The following is a 19,114-nucleotide window of genomic DNA, read 5'->3' as shown; positions in this document are numbered from 1 at the left end:
TGGGGGTTTGTGTGGGGCCGGCCGGGCGCCCCCCCCGTTGGCCCACCTAACCCGGGGTCGCGGCGGCGGTGGTCAATCGATGCTCGATGGGGATCAGAGGTACTGACCGGTGTTGGCCACCGTGTCGATGGAGCGCCCGGCCTCGTCGCCCTGCTTGCCCGAGACCAGGGTGCGGATGTAGACGATCCGCTCGCCCTTCTTGCCGGAGATCCGGGCCCAGTCGTCGGGGTTGGTGGTGTTGGGCAGGTCCTCGTTCTCCTTGAACTCGTCGACGCACGCGGCGAGCAGGTGGGCCACCCGGATGCCCTTCTGGCGGTGCTCCAGGAAGTCCTTGATCGCCATCTTCTTCGCGCGGCCCACGATGTTCTCGATCATCGCGCCGGAGTTGAAGTCCTTGAAGTACAGGGTCTCCTTGTCACCGTTGGCGTAGGTGACCTCCAGGAAGCGGTTCTCCTCGTTCTCCGAGTACATCCGCTCCACCGCGACCTGGATCATCCCGGTGACCGTGGAGTCGCGGTTGCCGTCGTGTTCGGCCAGGTCGTCGTCGTGCAGCGGCAGCGAGACCTTGAGGTACTTCGCGAAGATATCCTTGGCCGCCTCGGCGTCCGGACGTTCGATCTTGATCTTCACGTCGAGTCGGCCCGGGCGCAGGATGGCCGGGTCGATCATGTCCTCGCGGTTGGAGGCGCCGATGACGATGACGTTCTCCAGGCCCTCCACGCCGTCGATCTCGGACAGCAGCTGGGGGACGATGGTGTTCTCCACGTCCGAGCTGACGCCCGAGCCGCGGGTGCGGAAGAGCGAGTCCATCTCGTCGAAGAAGACGATGACGGGGGTGCCCTCGCTGGCCTTCTCGCGGGCCCGCTGGAAGACCAGGCGGATGTGCCGCTCGGTCTCGCCGACGTACTTGTTGAGGAGTTCGGGGCCCTTGATGTTGAGGAAGTAGCTCTTGCCCTGTTCGTTGCCCTGGGCCTCGGCGACCTTCTTCGCGAGGGAGTTGGCCACGGCCTTGGCGATCAGCGTCTTGCCGCAGCCGGGCGGACCGTAGAGCAGGATGCCCTTGGGCGGGCGCAGCTCGTGTTCCTTGAACAGGTCGGGGTGGAGGTAGGGCAGTTCCACCGCGTCGCGGATCATCTCGATCTGGTTCCGCAGACCGCCGATCTTGGTGTAGTCGATGTCCGGGACCTCTTCGAGGACCAGTTCCTCGACCTCGCTCTTGGGCACCCGCTCGTACACGTAGCCCGAGCGGGAGTCGAGCAGGAGCGAGTCGCCCGCGCGCAGCGGGGCGTCGAGCAGCGGCTCGGCGAGGCGCACCACGCGCTCCTCGTCGGTGTGCCCGATGACCAGGGCGCGTTCGCCGTCCTCCAGGAGTTCCTTGAGCATCACGACGTCGCCGATCAGCTCGTACTCCATGGCGTCGACGACGTTCATGGCCTCGTTGAGCATGACCTCTTGGCCACGCCGGAGTTCGTCGGGCTCGATGTTGGGGCTGACGTTCACGCGCAGCTTGCGCCCGCCGGTGAAGATGTCGGCCGTGCCGTCCTCGTTGGCCTGTAGGAACACGCCGAACCCCGAGGGGGGTTGGGCGAGTCGGTCCACTTCCTCCTTGAGGGCCACGATCTGATCGCGGGCCTCTCGCAAGGTCGCGACCAGTCGCTCGTTTTGTGTGGTCATGCCGGCCAAGGACGTCTGAAGATCGACGACCCGCTCCTCGAGCAAACGGCTCTGGCGCGGTGAGTCGGCGAGCTTGCGACGCAGGACGGCGACTTCCTGCTCTAGAAAAGAAACCTGGCTTACGAGGTCGTCCGTACCCCGAGCCGGCCTCCCACCACGGTTCATGTCGTCGTCGTGGACTGCCACGGCCCTCACCTCCTCCTGGGAGCTGCGACGTCTCCGACCCTACCTATGGCAGGAGGGGTTGAAACCCCTTGATCAGCAAGACTGTCCGGGCGTGTCCGATCTTCACCCGTGCGATTGCCCCCACGCTTGTGAGGATCAGATACCCACCCGACCGCGTCGGGAAGCAGGCGCGAGTAGGGTCTGTTGGTCGCGTGTCGGTACGAATCGGTGAAGAGAGAGGCCGCATGTCCGCGGAAAACGAACCCCTCGAGGTCTGGATCGATCAGGATCTCTGCACCGGGGACGGCATCTGCGTCCAGTACGCGCGGGAGGTCTTCGAGCTGGACATCGACGGGCTGGCGTACGTCAAGGGCGCGGACGACGAGCTGCGCACGGAGCCGGGCGCGGTGGTTCCGGTGCCCGCGCCGCTGCTCGTGGACGTGATCGACGCCACACGCAAGTGTCCCGGGGAATGCATCCACATGCGTCGTGTTTCCGACGGGGTCGAGGTATTCGGGCCGGAAGCCTCCTGAATTCCGCTTTGTGGTCTCGTGTCTGGCGGCGCGTCAGATCCGTTGGGCACCGAGTGGAGTCAGTCGCCAGCGCAGTGTCGTGCTCGTGTCGGGGCAGCAGCGCGGGACGTCGGGCGTGGACCAGCCCTGCGCGTGTGCGGTGATCGTGTCGCCGGCGCGGGTGAGGTCGTCGACCAGCAGGCCCTCGTCGGTGCCCAGGAGGGTGGCCACCAGGCGCGGCGCGCCGGCGTCCCAGGCGTAGGCGAGCAGCGCGCTGGGCGGGCTGCCGGAGCCGGCGGCGCAGGTGACGCGAACAACGGTGGGCCCGTCGGGGTCGGTGAGCACGCTGTGGACGCGGGTGCCGACGCCGGGGCAGTCGAGTGGGAGGGCGAGCCCGGCGACTTCCGTGGCGCCGGGGCCGCCGGTGGGTCGGCGGTTGCCCGCGAGTGGTGCGGCCTGCACCGTCTCGGTGGGTGGGCCGGCCGGTTTTCGCCCCTGCTCGGTGGTGGTGCCGCCGGCGTGGGTGGGTTCGAGGGTGCGCGGCGCGGCCGGGGGGTCCTGTTGGTTGGGGCGGCCCCGGGCCGGTGCGGTGACGCCGGGTATGCCGCCGTCGAGGGATGCGGCGGCCCAGATGACCAGGCCGGTCACGACGATGAACAGGAACACGATGCCCGCGGCGGCGAAGGCGATGCCGTTGCGTACGTCGGGTATCTCGCGGTGCGGGGGGATCGTGGTGTCGGGTGGTCCGTCGGTGGTCGCGAGCCCGCGGGGACTGTCGCCGCGCACGGGCCGGTTCTCAGAGTGATCGTCCGCCACGGTGGATGACGATATGCGGCGGGCCGGGCCCCGGTACAGGGTTCCGGCCCGCCTTGTCTCAACCATTACCGGCGGTTCCACCCATCGCTGACGGTGGGTCAGGATGCCGCCGAGTCGCCCGCCTCCGCGCCGGGGCCGGCGTAGTCGTCGCCGTAGGAGCCCTTGGACGGGCGGCGCCGGCGCAGCGGCGGTTCCACCCCGTCGGCCAGCCGGCGGGCGGTGACCAGGAAGCCGGTGTGTCCGATCATCCGGTGGTCGGGGCGCACCGCGAGGCCCTCGACGTGCCAGGAGCGCACCATCGACTCGAACGGCTGCGGTTCGGTGAAGCAGTTCATCACGCGCATGGTCTCCACGGTGCGCGAGAGCTGCGTGGTGGTGGCCACGTAGCAGCACACCAGGCCGCCGGGGGCGAGCGCCTTGTAGACGGCGTCGAGGCATTCCCAGGGCGCGAGCATGTCGAGGATGACGCGGTCGACGCCGGTCTCGACGAGGTTGTCCTGGAGGTCGCCGACGGTCAGCTTCCACGCGGGGTGGGGGGCGCCGAAGTAGCGTTCGACGTTCTTGCGGGCGATGTCCGCGAAGTCCTGTCGGCGTTCGTAGGAGGCGAGCTGCCCGCTGTCGCCGATGGCGCGGAGCAGGAAGGTGCTCAGCGCTCCGGAGCCGACGCCGGCCTCGACGACGCGGGCGCCGGCGAAGATGTCGGCCATCGCGAGGATCTGGCCGGCGTCCTTGGGGTAGATCACCGCGGCGCCGCGGGGCATGGACAGGACGAAGTCGGGGAGCAGAGGTCGCAGCGCGAGGTAGTCGGTGTTCCCGGTGGACCGTACGACGGTTCCTTCGGGGGCGCCGATCAGCGCGTCGTGTTGAAACGAGCCCTTGTGGGTGTGGAACGCCTTGCCCGCTTCGAGGGTGAAGGTGTGGTGGCGGCCCTTGGGATCGGTCAGCTGAACCTGGTCCCCGACCTGGAAGGGTCCGCGCCTGCGCGCGGTACCGGTCGGTTCGGACATGGGGGTCAGCCTAGTCGGTCGGCGGCGACGCTCCGACGCGTGGGTCCGGGGCCCATGGGGGTCGAACCGGGGCTCGGTTGCATAGCATCTTGAGCGTGACTGATTCGAGCAGGCCGCAGGGACGCCGGGTGCGGCAGGACGAGGCTCCGCGCCGGGAGCCGAGGCGTGGCCTGCTCATGGGGCGTCCGTTCGGGGTGCCGGTCTATGTGGCGCCGACGTGGTTCGTGATCGCGGCGGTGATCACCGTGTTGTTCGCGCCGACGTTCCAGAGTCTGTTCCCGGATCTGGGGCCGTGGCGGTTCGTGTTGTCGTTCGGCTTCGCGGTGTTGTTGTACGTGTCGGTGCTGGTGCACGAGTTGGCGCACGCGGTGACGGCGCTGCGGCTGGGTCTGCCGGTGCGGCGGATCACCATCCAGTTCCTGGGCGGGGTGTCGGAGATCGACAAGCCGGAGACGGCGCGGCACGAGTTCCTGGTGTCGGCGGCGGGGCCGGCGTTGTCGTTGGTGCTGGGTGGCGGGTTTTGGCTGATCGGCCTGGCGTTGCACGTGGACACGTTGCCGGGGCGGATGATCGCCTTGTTGGCGGTGTCGAATCTGCTGGTGGCGGCGTTCAATCTGCTGCCGGGGTTGCCGTTGGACGGTGGCCGGATGTTGCGGGCGGTGGTGTGGCGGGTCAGCGGGCGGCCGTTGGCGGGCACGATCGCGGCGTCGTGGGCCGGGCGGGTGCTGGCGGTGGTGGTGCTGGTCGCCGCGGTGGCGTGGTCGTTGGGGGCGGATGCGGGCGCGCGTACGTACACGGTGATCTTCGGCGCGTTGGTGGCCGGTTTCATGTGGGCGGGGGCGGTGCAGTCGTTGCGGGCGGAGCGGTTGCGCGAGCGGTTGCCGCAGTTGCGGGTGCGGGTGCTGACGCGGCGGGCGATTCCGGTGGCGGCGAGCGTGCCGTTGGCGGAGGCGTTGCGGCGGGCGCACGAGGAGGGGGCGCGGGGGCTGGTCGTGGTGGACGGGGGCGGGGATCCGGTCGCGTTGGTGCGCGAGGCGGCGGTGTTGGCGACGCCGGAGCATCGTCGGCCGTGGGTGGCGGTGGGGGCGTTGGCGCGGGATCTGGCGGAGGGGATGCGGGTGCCGGCGGATTTGGCGGGTGAGGAGTTGTTGGTGGCGATGCGGGGCGCTCCCGCGAGTGAGTATCTGGTCGTGGAGCCGGATGGGCGGGTGTACGGGGTGCTGGCTCGGACGGATGTGGAGCATGCGTTTTTGGCCATGATGCGAGGGTGAGTGCGGGCTTTTGGCCTCAGGCGCCGGCCCGCGCTGCTTGGCCTCAGGCGCCGGCCGGGCTGAGGGGTCGCTTGCGGCGCGCGTCGAGCTTGCGCCGGGTGATGGCGCACCTTTTTTGGCCTCGAACGCCGGCCGGGCTGAAGAGGCCGCCCCCGACCGGGCCGGGGGTGCCGCTCGCGCCGCGCGCCGAAGTTGCGACAGGTAATCGTGGGCCTTTTCGGCCGCAAACGCCGACCGGGTTGAATGGGCTGCCCCAGCCGGAGCGGGGGCGTCGTTCCCGCCGCGCGTCGAGGTTGCGACGGGTAGTGGCGGACCCTTTTTGGCCTCAAACGCCGGCCGGGCTGAAGAGGCTGCCCCCAGCCGGAGCGAGGGCGTCGCTCCCGCCGCGCGTCGAGGTTGCGACGGGTAGTGGCGGACCCTTTTTGGCCTCAAACGCCGGCCGGGCTGATTGGGCTGTCCCCGGTCGCGTGGTGGACGCGCGTTTCGGGGCGGAGCAGACGTGCAGCCCTCCGCCCCACGCTATGACCTGCCCCACGCCGCGCCCGTCGCTCGCAACACCTCCCCCGTCGGCCCGGCCCTGCCACGCTACGGGCTCAGCGGCCCGGCGTGACCGTCACCGTGTACCGGCCCGGTGCCGAGGTGTCGACGCGGGCGACGGCGCCATGGGTATCCACGCGAACTCGCCCCGGCCCGGCAACACGGATCGTCGGGGGTTCGGCGTACACGTCCTTCGGGAGGGTGATCTCGGTGGGGGCGTCGGTGTTTTGGCGGGTGGTGAAGGTCAGGGTGTAGGTGCGGGTGTCGATGTCGTAGGTGTACGACTCCGGGTTTCCGGCCACCGCGCGGGCGTAGGGCTGGATCAGGAGTTTGTTGTTGGGCTTCATGCGGCCGTCGGCGTCGAAGGTGCAGTAGCCGCCGCCGTTGCACCATTGCCAGCCGGCCCAGCCGGTGCCGAAGCGGTCCATGGCGGCGGTCATGCGCCGGTAGAACAGCGGGATGTTGGGCAGCGACTGGTCGGGCGGGCCCCACTCCCCCACGATCAGCGGGAGTGTGTTCGCCTTGGGGTAGGCGGTGATCGCGGCCTCGTAGTTCTCGATGAAGCCGCCGGCCGGGTCGTAGTCGGCGCCGGTCTCCATGGCGGTCTCGTAGAAGTGCGGGGCGTAGGCGACCTTGTCGTCGCTGATCGGGCCGAGCGCGGTGGGTACGCCGAGGCCGACGATCGGGGTGGGTTCGACGAAGATCCAGTTGCGGCGGTCGACGAGGCGGATCGCGTCGGTGAGCCGGTTCCACGTGTCGGTGATCTGTGTCGATTCGAGCCGGGCGGCGGCGGTGGGGATGTCCTCGCCGTCGCGGAAGCGGCCCATCGGCTCGTTCATCAGGTCGTAGCCGAGCACCGCGGGGTGCCGGCCGAACGTGGCGGCGACCCTGGTCCACATGGCCGCCTGCGCGCGCCGCAGGTCGCGGTCCTGGTACAGGTGGTCGAACGCGGCCTGGACGCCGGGCGTGTAGTACTCGGCGAACCAGTCGCCGGGCACCGGCTCGTACGGCAGGCCCTCGTCGCGGGTGGTCCACTCGGGGTTGCCGCGGTGGTCGGAGAAGTAGGGCCCGTAGACGTCCTGGTGCGCGTCGAGGATCACCTTGACGTGGTACTTCTCGGCCCAGTCGAGGATGCGGCCGATGCGGGCGAGGTAGTCGCGGTCGTAGCGGCCCGGGCGCGGTTCCAGGTCGTCCCAGAAGAACAGCACCCGGGCGAGGTTGAAGCCGCGCGAGGACAGTTCGCGGAACTCGTTCTCGGTGACGTCCTTGAACGCCTGGGCGCCGCGGTGGGCCTTGTCGCCGATGTTGAAGCCGCGCCACTGGGTGGCCCGCCCGTGCTCGTCGGCGATGAAGGTGCGGTCGCCGACGGTGATCTTGTCGGGTCCGCGGCCGTGGTGCCCGCCCTGCGCGTACGCGGGGCCGGGCAGGCCCGCCAGGAGCAGGCCGCCGGCGAGTGTCGCGGCGCCGAGCAGTCGGGTGCGGGTGGGGACGCGCATGGGGCCTCCGTCGTGACGAGGGGTGGGGGACGGGGAGGGCGTGCGTGGAGCTCGCGGGCCGGTATCGCGCCTCGCGGAGCCGGACTCTACTGACTGGTAGTCACGATGGACAGGGCCTTCGGTCCGCGCGGGCGCACAGGGTGTCGCCGTGCGCGCATAGGGTGTGCGGCATGAGTGCCAGCTCCTCCGAAGCCGCCGGCGTCGCGTCGGCCGATGTCGATCCCGCCGCCGCGCCGAGTGTCGCGGTGCCCGCCCAGGCCGGTGCGCGGGAGTCGCGGCCGCCGGTGTCGTTGTCTCCGTCGCGGGCGGCCGACTTCATGCAGTGCCCGCTGCTGTATCGGCTGCGGGTGATCGACAAGCTGCCGGAGAAGCCGAGCGCGGCGGCCACGCGCGGCACGGTGGTGCACACCGTCCTGGAGCGGCTGTTCGATCTGCCGAGCGGGCAGCGCACGCCGGAGCGGGCGGTGGCGATGGTGCGGCCGGCGTGGGACGCGTTGTTGGCCGAGCGGCCGGAGCTGGCCGAGTTGTTCGGCGAGGACGTCGCGGGTCTGGGTGCGTGGCTGGCCGACGCCGACAAGCTGGTGGAGCGCTACTTCACGCTGGAGGACCCGAACCGCCTGGAACCCGCCCGGCGCGAGTTGTACGTGCAGACCACGCTGGACAACGGCCTGGTGCTGCGCGGTGTGGTGGACCGGCTGGATGTGGCGCCGGCGGGTGATCTGCGGGTGGTGGACTACAAGACGGGCAAGGCGCCGTCGCCGATGTTCCAGGACAAGCCGCTGTTCCAGATGAAGTTCTACGCCCTGGTGTTGTGGCGCCGGCACGGCCGGGTGCCGCGCCGGTTGCAGCTGGTCTATCTGGGCAGCGGCGACGTGATCACCTACGACCCGGACGAGGGCGAGCTGCTCGCGGTCGAGCGCAAGCTGCGCGCGCTGTGGGAGGCGATCGACCTGGCCACGCGCACGGGCGAGTGGCTGCCGCGGAAGTCGAAGTTGTGCGGGTGGTGCGACCACCGGGAGGTGTGCCCCGAGTTCGGTGGCACACCCCCGGTGTATCCGCTGCCGGTGGTGCCGGCCCCGTAGCGGTCCTGTCCGACGGGGCGGGCGCTTCAGATGGCGCCGGGGCGCACCAGGCCGCTCTCGTAGGCGTACACGGCGGCCTGGACCCGGTCGCGCAGGCCGAGTTTGGTCAGTACGTGGCCGACGTGCGTCTTGACGGTGGTCTCGCTGACGTACAGCTCGGCGGCGATCTCCGCGTTGGACATGCCGCGCGCGACCAGGCGCAGCACCTCCACCTCGCGCTCGGTGAGCATCGCGAGCGTGTCGGGGGTGGGGTCCTCGGCGGAGGGCAGCCGGGCGGCGTACATGTCGAGCAGGCGCCGGGTGATGCTGGGCGCGAGCAGCGCCTCGCCCTCGGCGATGACCCGGATGGCGGCGACGAGGTCGTCGGCGGGCACGTCCTTGAGCAGGAAGCCGCTGGCGCCCGCGCGCAGCGCCTCGACCACGTATTCGTCGAGGTCGAACGTGGTGAGTACGAGGACGCGGGCGGCGTTTTCCCCGTCGCGGCCCGATCCGGCGATCCGGCGGGTGGCCTCGACGCCGTCCATCCGGGGCATGCGGATGTCCATCAGCACGACGTCGGGCTGTAGGGCGCGGACCTGTTCGACGGCCTGTTCGCCGTCGGCGGCCTCGCCGACGACGGCGATGTCGGGCTCGGCCTCCAGGATCATCCGGAAGCCGGTGCGCAGCAGCGGCTGATCGTCGACCAGGATGACGCGGATCGTCATGGGCGGGTCTGCTCCAGTCGGTCGGGGGCGACACGGTCCGGCGGGCCGTCGGTGTCGGTGGGGTTCGTGGCGGACAGGGGGATGCGGGCCAGGACTTCGAAGCCGTCCTGGGCGCGGGGGCCTGCGTACAGGCGTCCACCGTAAAGGGAGACCCTCTCACGCATGCCGAGCAGGCCGTGTCCGGTGCGTTCGCCGGTGGGCGCGGTGCTGCCGCCGCGGCCGTCGTCGGCGACGCGGACCAGGAGTTCGGTGCGGCTGTAGCGCAGCAGCACCCGGGCCTCGGCGGGGCCGGCGTGCTTGAGCGTGTTCGTGAGGGCTTCCTGGACGATCCGGTAGGCGGCGAGGTCGATGCCGGGCGGCAGGGCGCAGGGGGCGCCCTCCAGGGACAGCTCGACGGGCAGGCCGGCCTCGCGGACCTGGGTGACGAGGGTGTCGAGTTGGTCCAGGCCGGGTTGGGGGGCGTTGTGTCCCTCGTTGGGGCCGCCGACGGCGTCGGTGGTGTCGCGCAGGATGCCGACGAGGCGGCGCATCTCGACGAGGGCGCCGCGGCCGGTCTGTTCGACGGCGGCCATCGCCTCCTTGGCCCGGTCGGGGTTGCGCGCGACCATGCGCTGCGCGGCGGAGGCCTGCACGGTCATCACCGAGACGTGGTGGGCGACGACGTCGTGCAGTTCGCGGGCGATGCGGCCGCGTTCCTCGGCGATCGCGGCGCGGGTGTCGGCTTCGCGGGTGCGTTCCAGGCGTTCGGCGCGGGCCTCGAGTTCGGCGGTGTAGGCGCGGCGGAAGCCGACGCTGCGGGCGAAGGCCCAGACGGCGAAGATCGCGGCGAGGTTGGCCACCAGGTCGAGGAAGACGATGTCGCTGTCGCGGAGCGCGAGCCAGACGACGGTGGCGCTCTCGGTGAAGCCGAGCGCGACGGCGGCGGGCACGCGGGAGCGGCCGACGGCGACGGCGTACAGCGCGACGATCTGGCCGATGCCGGCGCCCGCGGACTCGTAGTGCGCGCCGGCGAGGAGCAGCCCGGCGGCGCTGACGGCGACGAGCACGCGCAGCGAGTGCGCGGCGCGCCACAGCAGCGGCACGGCGGTCAGCAGGGCGAGCAGTACGCCCCACACGTCGGGGTCGCGCACGTCGCGCATGCCGAGTTCGCGAAAGTACAGGCCGCCGACGGCGAAGACCGACAGCAGGACCACCAGGGCCAGGTCGAGCACGGTGGGGCGCGGCCAGGGTTGCCGCGCGTCGCGGCCGAGTTCGTGGACGATGTCGGCGAGGCCGGCGCGTGGTCGCACGACCCGGGGCGCGAGATCGCTCGGGGCGGGTCGGTCTGGGGTCCCGGTGGGGGTGTCCGGGTCGGGGGTCACGGCGCGCACGTCTCTTACGGTAGGGCCCCCGGCCGGGGGTTTTGACCCCCTGGGGCCTTGGTCTCGTCCCCTGGGAGGAGCGGTGGGGCGATCTCCTCCCAGGGGCGGAGTCGCGGTCCGTACTCAACGGTGTGGCGGGGCGCGTGAGGGAGTGCGGGACAACGCGAGGGACTTCCCTGAAGCCCTGCCCTTTCCGATCGCGAACACTGGACATCACACGGGGAACCCGGCAACGGGAACCACGGGCAGTACTACGGGGGTAGTACTACGGGGGTCCGATTCCTTCGGGGATCGGGCGGAGCACGACCGGGAGACCTCTCGGTGGTCACGGGGACGGGGGAAACCGCCGCCGGGAGGTCGACAGGTCCGACGGGGAACTGCGGGTCGGAGCACGGGGGCTCCGATTCGGGGGAACACGGGGACCCGGGAACCGCGATTCGGGGGAATCGCGGGGAACGAATCCGGGGAGTACGGGAACCGCGGTTCGGGGGAACCGCGGGGAACGGGCAAAGCAGTACGGGGAAACACGGGGATGTGGGAGCGGGCGGGCCTTCGGGGCCGCCCGCTCCCACCTGTTTGCGGGTGTGGCGGCCGCGGGTGCGGCGGCGCCGCCGGTCAGCGGGCGACGCGGGCCCGGGCCAGGTCGCGCAGGTACGCGAGGTCGACCTCTTCGAGGGAGTCGACCACGGTGCGCGTGGGCGCGGGCGGGATGGGCGTCATGCTCGGCACGGCCAGCACGGCGCACCCGGCGGCCTCGCCGGCGGCGATCCCGGTGGGCGAGTCCTCGACGACCACGCAGGCCCAGGGTTCGGCGTCGAGCCGGCGGGCCGCGGTCAGGTACGGGTCGGGGTGCGGCTTGGTGCGCGCGATCTCGTCGCCGGCGAGGGTGAGGCGGAAGTGGTGGGCGCCGATCGAGGGCAGGACGGCGTCCACGATCAGCCGCTGGGAGGCGGTGACGAGCGCGCACGGTACGCCCGCGTCGTCGACCTCGGCGAGCAGTCGTTTGGCGCCGGGGCGCAGGTCGACGCCGTCGCGCAGGCGGCGCACCATGTCGGTGTTGATCCGGTGCTCCAGTTCGCCGGGCGGCACGTCCAGGCCGGAGGCCGAGAGCAGGTAGGCGACCGCGCGCTCCATGGGGCTGCCGAGGAGTTGCTCGGCGTGTTGCGCGGTGAGGGTGAAGCCGAGGTCGGCCATGACCGCGGTCTCGGTGGCGAACCAGTGGCGTTCGGTGTCGACCAGGGTGCCGTCCATGTCGAACAGGACGGCTTGGAGGCCGTGGCCCGGGCGGGCTCCGGTGGTGGTCGTCAGCGCTGCCGTCATCGGGTGGCCGCCTCTCCGCCGGTTCGCGGCGTGGTGGTGTGGATGGGGTGGGTGAATCTCCTCACGCGGGTTCTCCAGGGGTCGGATCCGCCGGTTGGCTCCGGCGGGTCCTCGATTGTGCGGCGTCGTCAGGGATTGGGCAACCGCCGAACGGGGTCGTATGCGGAAACAGTGATCGAAGCGGTCACGACCTGCGGGTTCGCCAGGGTGGCGAGCCGTGTGCGCAGCTGCTCGGGGTCGGTGTGCCAGGCGCTGGGGCCCATCGCGACCACGGTGGCGATCGCGGTGTGGTCGAGCGTCATGGGGTAGGTGAGGGTGCGCCGGTCGCGCGGGGTGAACCAGGGGGCGAGTTTGGCGTCGATCCGCTCCTGCTTGTCCGTGTCGACGCGGAGCAGGTCGAGGGCGGGGACGAGTTCGCCCAGGTGTCCGGGGGCGGGGGCGGCGACGATCAGGGCCCCGTCGGGGTGGAGGACGCGGTGCAGTTCGGGCGGGTTGCGCGGGGCGAACACGTTGAGTACGCGGGCGGCGACGCCATCGCGCACCGGCAGCGGGCGCCAGGCGTCGCAGACGGCCGCGCCCATGCGGGGGTGTGCGCGGGCGGCGCGGCGCAGCGCGTATTTGGAGATGTCCAGGGCGAGCCCGCGGCGGTCCGGCAGGGCGTCGAGGACGCGCGCGAGGTGGTGTCCGGTGCCGGCGCCGACGTCGACGAGGGTGCCGGGGGGTGCGTCGGCGCAGGCGGCGGCGAGCGCGTCGCCGAGCCGGTCGTAGTGGCCGGCGCCGAGGAAGTCGACCCGGGCGGCGACCATGGCGGCGGTGTCGGCGGTGCCGGTGGGGCCGCTGCCGGTGAGCAGGTTGACGTAGCCCTGGCGGGCGATGTCGAAGGTGTGCCCGGCGGCGCAGCGCAGGCCGGGGTCCTCCCCCGCCAGGTCGGCGCCGCAGTGCGGGCAGGCGAGGGTGTGCAGGACGTCGCCGAGCATGTGCCTCGTTCGGGCCGCCGGTGCGGCCGGGGCGGTGGGTGCCCCGGCCGTGGCCGGTGTGGACGGGTGGGTCAGCGGGCGTTGAAGTAGTTCGCCTCGGGGTGGTGGAGCACGATGGCGTCGGTGGACTGTTCGGGGTGGAGTTGGAACTCCTCGGACAGTTCGACGCCGATGCGCTCGGGCCTGAGCAGTGCGGTGATCTTGGCCCGGTCCTCGAGGTCGGGGCAGGCGCCGTAGCCGAGCGAGAAGCGCGCGCCGCGGTAGTGCAGCTTGAGCATGCCGTCGAGGTCGGCGGGGTCCTCGCCGGCGAAGCCGAGTTCGGCGCGTACGCGTGCGTGCCAGTATTCGGCGAGGGCTTCGGCGAGTTGTACGGACAGCCCGTGCAGTTCGAGGTAGTCGCGGTAGGAGTTGTCCGCGAACAGTTCGGCGGTGGCGCCGGACAGGCGCGGGCCCATGGTGGCGATCTGGAAGCCGACGACGTCGATCTCGCCGGATTCCTCGGGGCGGAAGAAGTCGGCCAGGCACAGGTGCCGGTCGCGGCGTTGGCGCGGGAAGGTGAAGCGGGTGCGCTCGTTGCCGGAGTCGTCGAGCACGATCAGGTCGTCGCCCTTGGACACGCACGGGAAGTAGCCGTAGACCACGCCCGCGTCGAGGAGGTTGTCGGTGACGATGCGGTCGAGCCAGTAGCGCAGGCGCGGGCGGCCCTCGGTTTCGACGAGTTCCTCGTAGGAGGGCCCGTCGCCGCCGCGGGTGGGCTTGAGGCCCCACTGGCCCATGAAGGTGGCACGCTCGTCCAGCCAGGACGCGTAGTCGTTCAGCTGGATGCCCTTGACCACGCGGTCGCCCCAGAACGGTGGGGTGGGCACGGGGTTGTCGGTCGCCACGTCGGAGCGGGCGGGCATCTCCTCGGGCTCGGTCTCGATCACCTTGGCGGCGGCGACCTTGCGCCGGCGCAGCGCGGGCAGCTCCACGCCGGGAACGCCGCGCTTGACGCCCATCAGGGCGTCCATCAGGCGCAGGCCCTCGAAGGCGTCGCGGGCGTAGCGGACCTCGCCGGCGTAGATGTCGTACAGGTCCTCTTCGACGTAGGCGCGGGTGAGGGCGGCGCCGCCGAGGATGACGGGGTAGCCGGCGGCCAGGCCGCGGGTGTTCAGCTCCTGGAGGTTTTCCTTCATGATCACGGTGGACTTGACCAGCAGGCCGGACATCCCGATCACGTCGGCGCGGTGTTCCTCGGCTGCTTCGAGGATGGCGGACACCGGCTGCTTGATGCCGATGTTGACCACGTTGTAGCCGTTGTTGGACAGGATGATGTCGACGAGGTTCTTGCCGATGTCGTGCACGTCGCCCTTGACGGTGGCGAGCACGATGGTGCCCTTGCCGTCCTCGCCCTCGACCTTTTCGATGTGCGGTTCCAGGTGCGCGACGGCGGACTTCATCACCTCGGCGGACTGGAGCACGAACGGCAGCTGCATCTGGCCGGAGCCGAACAGCTCGCCGACGACCTTCATGCCGGCGAGGAGGGTGTCGTTGATGATGACCAGCGCGCCGCGTTCGCGCAGCGCCTCGTCGAGGTCTTCCTCCAGGCCGGCGCGTTCGCCGTCGATGATCCGCCGTTCCAGGCGTTCGTTCAGCGGGAGTGCGGCCAGCTCCTGGGCGCGGGTGGCGCGTACGGACTTGGCGTCGACGCCGTCGAACAGCTCCAGGAAGCGCTGGAGCGGGTCGTAGTCCTCGCGCCGGCGGTCGTAGACCATGTCGAGGGCGACCTCGCGCTGTTCCTCGGGGATGCGCGCCATCGGCAGGATCTTGCTGGCGTGCACGATCGCCGAGTCGAGGCCGGCTTCGATGCACTCGTTGAGGAAGACCGAGTTGAGCACGATGCGCGCGGCCGGGTTGAGGCCGAAGGAGACGTTGGACAGGCCGAGGGTGGTCTGCACCTCGGGGTGTCGGCGCTTGATCTCGCGGATCGCCTCGATGGTTTCGATGCCGTCGCGGCGGGTCTCCTCCTGGCCGGTGCCGATGGGGAAGGTGAGCGCGTCGATGATGATGTCGGAGACCTTGATCCCCCACTCGCCGGTGAGGGCGGTGATCAGCCGTTCGGCGACGCGGACCTTCCATTCGGCGGTGCGGGCCTGGCCCTCCTCGTCGATGGTCAGCGCGACCACGGCCGCGCCGTGCTCCTTGACCAGCGGCATGATGCGCCGGAAGCGAGAGGTGGGGCCGTCGCCGTCCTCGTAGTTGACCGAGTTGACCACGGCGCGACCGCCGAGCAGTTCCAGGCCCGCTTCGAGCACCTCGGGCTCGGTGGAGTCGAGCATGATCGGCAGGGTGGAGGCGGTGGCGAGGCGGCCGGCGAGTTCGCGCATGTCGGCGACGCCGTCGCGGCCGACGTAGTCGACGTTGAGGTCGAGCATGTGCGCGCCGTCGCGGGTCTGGTCGCGGGCGATGTCGAGGCAGTCGTCGTAGCGGCCTTCGAGCATGGCCTCGCGGAACGCCTTGGAGCCGTTGGCGTTGGTGCGCTCGCCGATGGACAGGTACGACAGGTCCTGGCGGAAGGGCACCGACTGGTAGAGCGAGGCGGCGGCGGGCTCGTGGCGGGGGTTGCGCGGGGTCAGCTCGCGCCCGTGCACCCGCTCGACGACGGCCTTCAGGTGCGCGGGGGTGGTGCCGCAGCAGCCGCCGACCAGGGCCAGGCCGTAGTCGCGGGTGAAGGTGTCGTGCGCGTCGGCCAGTTCGTCGGGGCTGAGCGGGTAGTGCGCGCCGTCCTTGGTCAGGATCGGCAGGCCGGCGTTGGGCATCGCGGTGACGCCGATGCCGGCGTGCTGGGAGAGGTGGCGCAGGTGCTCGCTCATCTCGACCGGGCCGGTGGCGCAGTTGAGGCCGATGAAGTCGATGCCCAGCGGCTCCAGCGCGGTGAGCGCGGCGCCGATCTCGGAGCCCATCAGCATGGCGCCGGTGGTCTCGACGGTGACCTGGGCGAAGATCGGCAGGTCGACGCCGGCCTTCTTCAGGGCGCGCTGGGCGCCGATGATGGACGCCTTGGTCTGCAGCAGGTCCTGGCTGGTCTCGATGAGCAGGGCGTGCGCGCCGCCGTCGATGAGGCCGGCGGCGTTGACCTCGAACGCGTCTCGCAGCGTGGCGAAGGGCACGTGGCCGAGGCTGGGCAGCTTGGTGCCGGGGCCGATCGAGCCGAGCACCCAGCGGGGGTGGTCGGGCGTGGTGTAGCCGTCGGCCACTTCACGGGCGATCCGGGCGCCGGCTTCGGCGAGTTCGTAGATTCGGTCCTGGATGTCGTACTCGCCCAGGTTGCCGAGGTTGGCGCCGAAGGTGTTGGTTTCGACGCAGTCCACGCCGACGTCGAAGTATTCCTTGTGCACGTTGCGCACGATGTCGGGTCGGGTGACGTTCAGGATCTCGTTGCAGCCTTCGTGGCCCTGGAAATCGTCCAGGCTGGGATCCTGGGCCTGGAGCATGGTTCCCATCGCTCCATCGGCGACGACGACGCGGGTGGCGAGTGCTTCGCGAAGCTGCTGCGGGGTGGCTGTCATGAGATATGCGTCTCCGATGGGTGCGACGGCTGTCGGCTTGCCCGGTGCCGTCGTGACGGCTCGGGCCAGAGCGCCAGCTTAATGCGATCCTCGTCGGGAGCTCGATGACTCGCGGGTGACGTGTCCCACTGGTCACCGTGTGGTCACACACGTTTACCGGGCCGTTTGTGGTGCGTTGGCCGCGCGGGTCGGTGGGCGTGGCGCGGATTTCACTGTGGGCGAAGTCGGCGCCGGCGGGTCTGGTCGCGGGTGCCGCAACCCGTAATGTGGGGACCGTACAGCTCTCGCGGTCCCCACGTACGGTCGGCCGCGGCGCACGGATCCCGGCCCCGGCCGGAAGGAGGCACTGGGTGATCGAGCTCGACGACCTGCCCGAGCTGATCGACCCCGTCATGGTGGCCGCGTTCGAGGGCTGGAACGACGCCGGCGACGCCGCTTCCGCCGCGATCGAGCACCTGGACCGGGTCTGGAAGGGCGAGGTGTTCGCGGCGCTTGACGCCGAGGACTATTACGACTTCCAGGTTAATCGACCGACCATATGGCTCGACGGCGAAACCCGGCGGATCACCTGGCCGACCACGCGGCTGTCGGTGGTCCGGCTGACCGAGCCGCGTCGTGACCTGGTGCTGGTGCACGGGATAGAGCCGAACCTGCGTTGGCGCTCGTTCTGCAACGAACTGCTGGGCTTCGCGCACGAGTTGGGCGTGGAGACGGTGGTGGTGCTGGGCGCGATGCTGGGCGACGCGCCGCACTCGCGGCCCGTCCCGGTCAACGGAACGACCTCCGACCCGGTGGTGGCGCGCAATGTGGGGCTGGAGCAGTCGCGGTACGAGGGGCCGACCGGGATCGTGGGCGTGTTCCAGGAGGCGTGCGCGCACGCGGGCATGCCGGCGCTGACGTTTTGGGCCTCGGTTCCGCACTACGTGGCGCAGCCGCCGTCGCCGAAGGCCACGCTGGCGCTGTTGCGGCGGCTGGAGGACTTCCTCGACGTGAACGTGCCGATGGGCGAGCTCGCGGAGGACGCGCGGGCGTGGCAGGTGGGCGTGGATCAGCTCGCGGCCGAGGACACCGAGGTGGCCGAGTATGTGCGGTCGCTGGAGGCGGCGCGGGACACCGAGGATCTGCCGGAGGCGTCGGGCGATGCGATCGCGGCGGAGTTCGAGCGGTATTTGAAGCGTAAGGGTGATCAGCCGGAGGGGTGAAAGGCTCGCGGCCACATGGCCCTGATGGGGCTGGGGCGGTGGGGGCACTCACGCTGGTCGCGTCGGCGGGGGCGGCCGGCCTCCGGCCCGGGGTGTCCTCAAACGCCGGACGGGCTGAATGGGGCCGTGTCGCCCCCGGGGCCGGGCTGCGGCCCGGCTGTCCTCAAACGCCGGACGGGCTGAATGGGGTCGAGCCGCCTGGTGGGTCGGGCTGCGGCCCTGGTGTCCTCAAACGCCGGACCGGCTGGATGGGAGCCGGGGCGTTTCCAGGGCCGGGCTGCGGCCCGGCCGTCCTCGGACGCCGGACGGGCTGGATGGGGGCCCGGGCGGCTCCGGGGGCTGGCTGCGGCCCGGCCGTTCTCGGATGCCGGATGGGCTGGATGGGGGGCCCGGGCGGCTGCGGGAGCGGGCTGCGGCCCGGCTGTCTTCAAGCGCCGGACAAATGGGAGCCGAGTCGCCGGCTGGGCCGGCCTCCAGCCCGGGCGTCCTCAAGCGCCGGACGGGCTGAATGGAGCCGAGTCGCCTGCTGGGCGGGCTGCGGCCCGAGTGTCGTCAAGCGCCGGACGGGCTGGATGGGAGTCGAGTCGCCTGCTCGCCGGCCTCCGGCCCGGGCGTCCCTCGAACGCCGGACGGGCTGGATGAGGCCCGGGCGGCTGCGGGGGCGGGGCTGCGGCCCGGCTGTCCTCAAACGCCGGACAAGCTGAGGGGGATCCGAGTCGCCGGCTGGGGCGGGCTGCGGCCCGGGTGTCCTCAAGCGCCGGGCGGGCTGGGTGAGGGCCGGTTCGGCTCCGGGGGCGGGCTGGGGCTCGGCTGTTCTCGGACGTTGGATGGGGGCCGGTTCGGCTCCGGGGGCGGGCTGCGGCTCGGCTGTTCTCGGGCGCCGGGTGGGGGCCGGTGGGTTTTGGCGTTGTGCTTATGTGTTGGGGTGGCGTAGGTGGAATGTGGTCAGCGGGATGAAGCCGGGCTGGGGGTGTTCGGCCGCGGTGTTGGGGGCCGGTAGGTGGCGGAGCATGGATTGGGCTATGCGGTCGGCTTGGGACTTCGCGCGCTCCGCTCGGGTGCCTGTGTGGGCGCCGTCCACCGCCGCGTGCCACAGCTGGAGCCAGCGGCCGAAGTGGCGGGCCGTGAGGGGGGCGGCCTCGTGGAGGGTGCGGTGGATGGCGAGTGGGTCGCCTCGGTAGTCGGCGCCGCGTAGCAGGGCGCGGTCCCAGAAGTCGGTGATCCGTGGGAGGTGGGTCTCGAGGTTGGTGCCGGCGATCTCGGTGAAGTGCGCGCCGATGACGGGGTCGGCGAAGGCGACTCGGTAGAAACGGCGCAGGAGGGTTTCCAGGTCGGCGCGGGTCTCGATGTCCGGGCGGGGTGTGCCGGCGCGGAGGCCCAGGGGTGCGGGTTTCACGCTGCCAGCGTAGGTGTACGGGCCGCGCGGGCGGGGTCCTGGGACC

The 19,114-nt window shown here is 71.2% G+C and carries 14 protein-coding genes; 4 read left to right on the top strand and 10 right to left on the bottom strand.

All coding sequences use genetic code 11. From position 1 onward, the window contains the following. Positions 1-93: 93 nt before the first annotated feature. Positions 94-1,860: a proteasome ATPase gene (arc, locus tag ACFRCG_RS46960; RefSeq protein WP_078978592.1), complete on the bottom strand. Its 1,767-nt coding sequence runs from the start codon at positions 1,858-1,860 to the stop codon at positions 94-96. A 224-nt stretch (positions 1,861-2,084) separates the two neighbouring features. Between arc and ACFRCG_RS46955 the strand changes: the two genes are divergently transcribed. Beyond that, positions 2,085-2,372, top strand: a complete 288-nt coding sequence (locus ACFRCG_RS46955; RefSeq protein WP_078978591.1) for a ferredoxin — start codon at positions 2,085-2,087, stop codon at positions 2,370-2,372. Positions 2,373-2,405: 33 nt separating this feature from the next. On the opposite strand, the gene ACFRCG_RS46950 is transcribed toward ACFRCG_RS46955, so the two are convergent. Both ACFRCG_RS46950 and ACFRCG_RS46945 read right to left on the bottom strand, forming a co-directional pair. Beyond that, complete coding sequence (locus tag ACFRCG_RS46950) at positions 2,406-3,167, bottom strand: hypothetical protein (protein ID WP_380042811.1); 762 nt, start codon at positions 3,165-3,167, stop codon at positions 2,406-2,408. A gap of 98 nt (positions 3,168-3,265) precedes the next feature. Continuing rightward, a complete protein-coding gene (locus tag ACFRCG_RS46945; RefSeq protein WP_380001104.1) occupies positions 3,266-4,174 on the bottom strand; it encodes a tRNA (adenine-N1)-methyltransferase in 909 nt (302 codons plus the stop codon). A 95-nt stretch (positions 4,175-4,269) separates the two neighbouring features. Here ACFRCG_RS46945 and ACFRCG_RS46940 point away from each other — a divergent pair, with 95 nt between their 5' ends. After that, positions 4,270-5,445 carry a M50 family metallopeptidase gene (locus ACFRCG_RS46940; protein ID WP_380042810.1) on the top strand — a complete coding sequence of 392 codons (1,176 nt, stop codon included), beginning with the start codon at positions 4,270-4,272 and terminating at the stop codon, positions 5,443-5,445. A 593-nt stretch (positions 5,446-6,038) separates the two neighbouring features. On the opposite strand, the gene ACFRCG_RS46935 is transcribed toward ACFRCG_RS46940, so the two are convergent. Further along, entirely contained in the window at positions 6,039-7,478 is a 1,440-nt protein-coding gene (locus tag ACFRCG_RS46935; protein ID WP_380042809.1) for a cellulase family glycosylhydrolase, read from the bottom strand. A gap of 170 nt (positions 7,479-7,648) precedes the next feature. On the opposite strand from ACFRCG_RS46935, the gene ACFRCG_RS46930 reads away from it, so the two are divergent. Next, positions 7,649-8,560, top strand: coding sequence for a RecB family exonuclease (locus tag ACFRCG_RS46930; protein WP_380042808.1), 912 nt, complete (start codon positions 7,649-7,651; stop codon positions 8,558-8,560). A gap of 26 nt (positions 8,561-8,586) precedes the next feature. Here ACFRCG_RS46930 and ACFRCG_RS46925 read toward each other — a convergent pair whose 3' ends face one another. From ACFRCG_RS46925 to metH, 5 genes are all read right to left on the bottom strand, one after another. Then, positions 8,587-9,264 (bottom strand): response regulator transcription factor, encoded by a 678-nt coding sequence (locus ACFRCG_RS46925; protein WP_078978583.1) that lies wholly within the window; start codon positions 9,262-9,264, stop codon positions 8,587-8,589. Further along, positions 9,261-10,634: a histidine kinase gene (locus tag ACFRCG_RS46920; RefSeq protein ID WP_380042807.1), complete on the bottom strand. Its 1,374-nt coding sequence runs from the start codon at positions 10,632-10,634 to the stop codon at positions 9,261-9,263. Before ACFRCG_RS46920 ends, ACFRCG_RS46925 begins: the two co-directional genes overlap by 4 nt. 606 nt (positions 10,635-11,240) lie before the next feature. Further along, positions 11,241-11,945: an HAD family hydrolase gene (locus ACFRCG_RS46915; RefSeq protein ID WP_380042806.1), complete on the bottom strand. Its 705-nt coding sequence runs from the start codon at positions 11,943-11,945 to the stop codon at positions 11,241-11,243. 128 nt (positions 11,946-12,073) lie between these two features. Then, on the bottom strand, positions 12,074-12,922 hold the full coding sequence (locus ACFRCG_RS46910) for a putative RNA methyltransferase (RefSeq protein ID WP_380042805.1): 849 nt from the start codon (positions 12,920-12,922) through the stop codon (positions 12,074-12,076). A gap of 71 nt (positions 12,923-12,993) precedes the next feature. After that, the gene (gene metH / locus ACFRCG_RS46905) at positions 12,994-16,470 is read right to left on the bottom strand and encodes a methionine synthase (protein WP_380042804.1); all 3,477 of its coding nucleotides are present in this window, start codon (positions 16,468-16,470) and stop codon (positions 12,994-12,996) included. A gap of 350 nt (positions 16,471-16,820) precedes the next feature. Between metH and ACFRCG_RS46900 the strand changes: the two genes are divergently transcribed. Continuing rightward, positions 16,821-17,672 (top strand): PAC2 family protein, encoded by an 852-nt coding sequence (locus tag ACFRCG_RS46900; RefSeq protein WP_380001121.1) that lies wholly within the window; start codon positions 16,821-16,823, stop codon positions 17,670-17,672. 913 nt (positions 17,673-18,585) lie between these two features. Here ACFRCG_RS46900 and ACFRCG_RS46895 read toward each other — a convergent pair. Continuing rightward, positions 18,586-19,068, bottom strand: a complete 483-nt coding sequence (locus ACFRCG_RS46895) for a group III truncated hemoglobin (RefSeq protein ID WP_380042803.1) — start codon at positions 19,066-19,068, stop codon at positions 18,586-18,588. Positions 19,069-19,114 lie beyond the last annotated feature (46 nt).

It is taken from the genome of Embleya sp. NPDC056575, from assembly GCF_042793325.1.
Lineage (GTDB): Bacteria > Actinomycetota > Actinomycetes > Streptomycetales > Streptomycetaceae > Embleya.
This window is presented reverse-complemented; position numbering and strand designations above follow the sequence as displayed.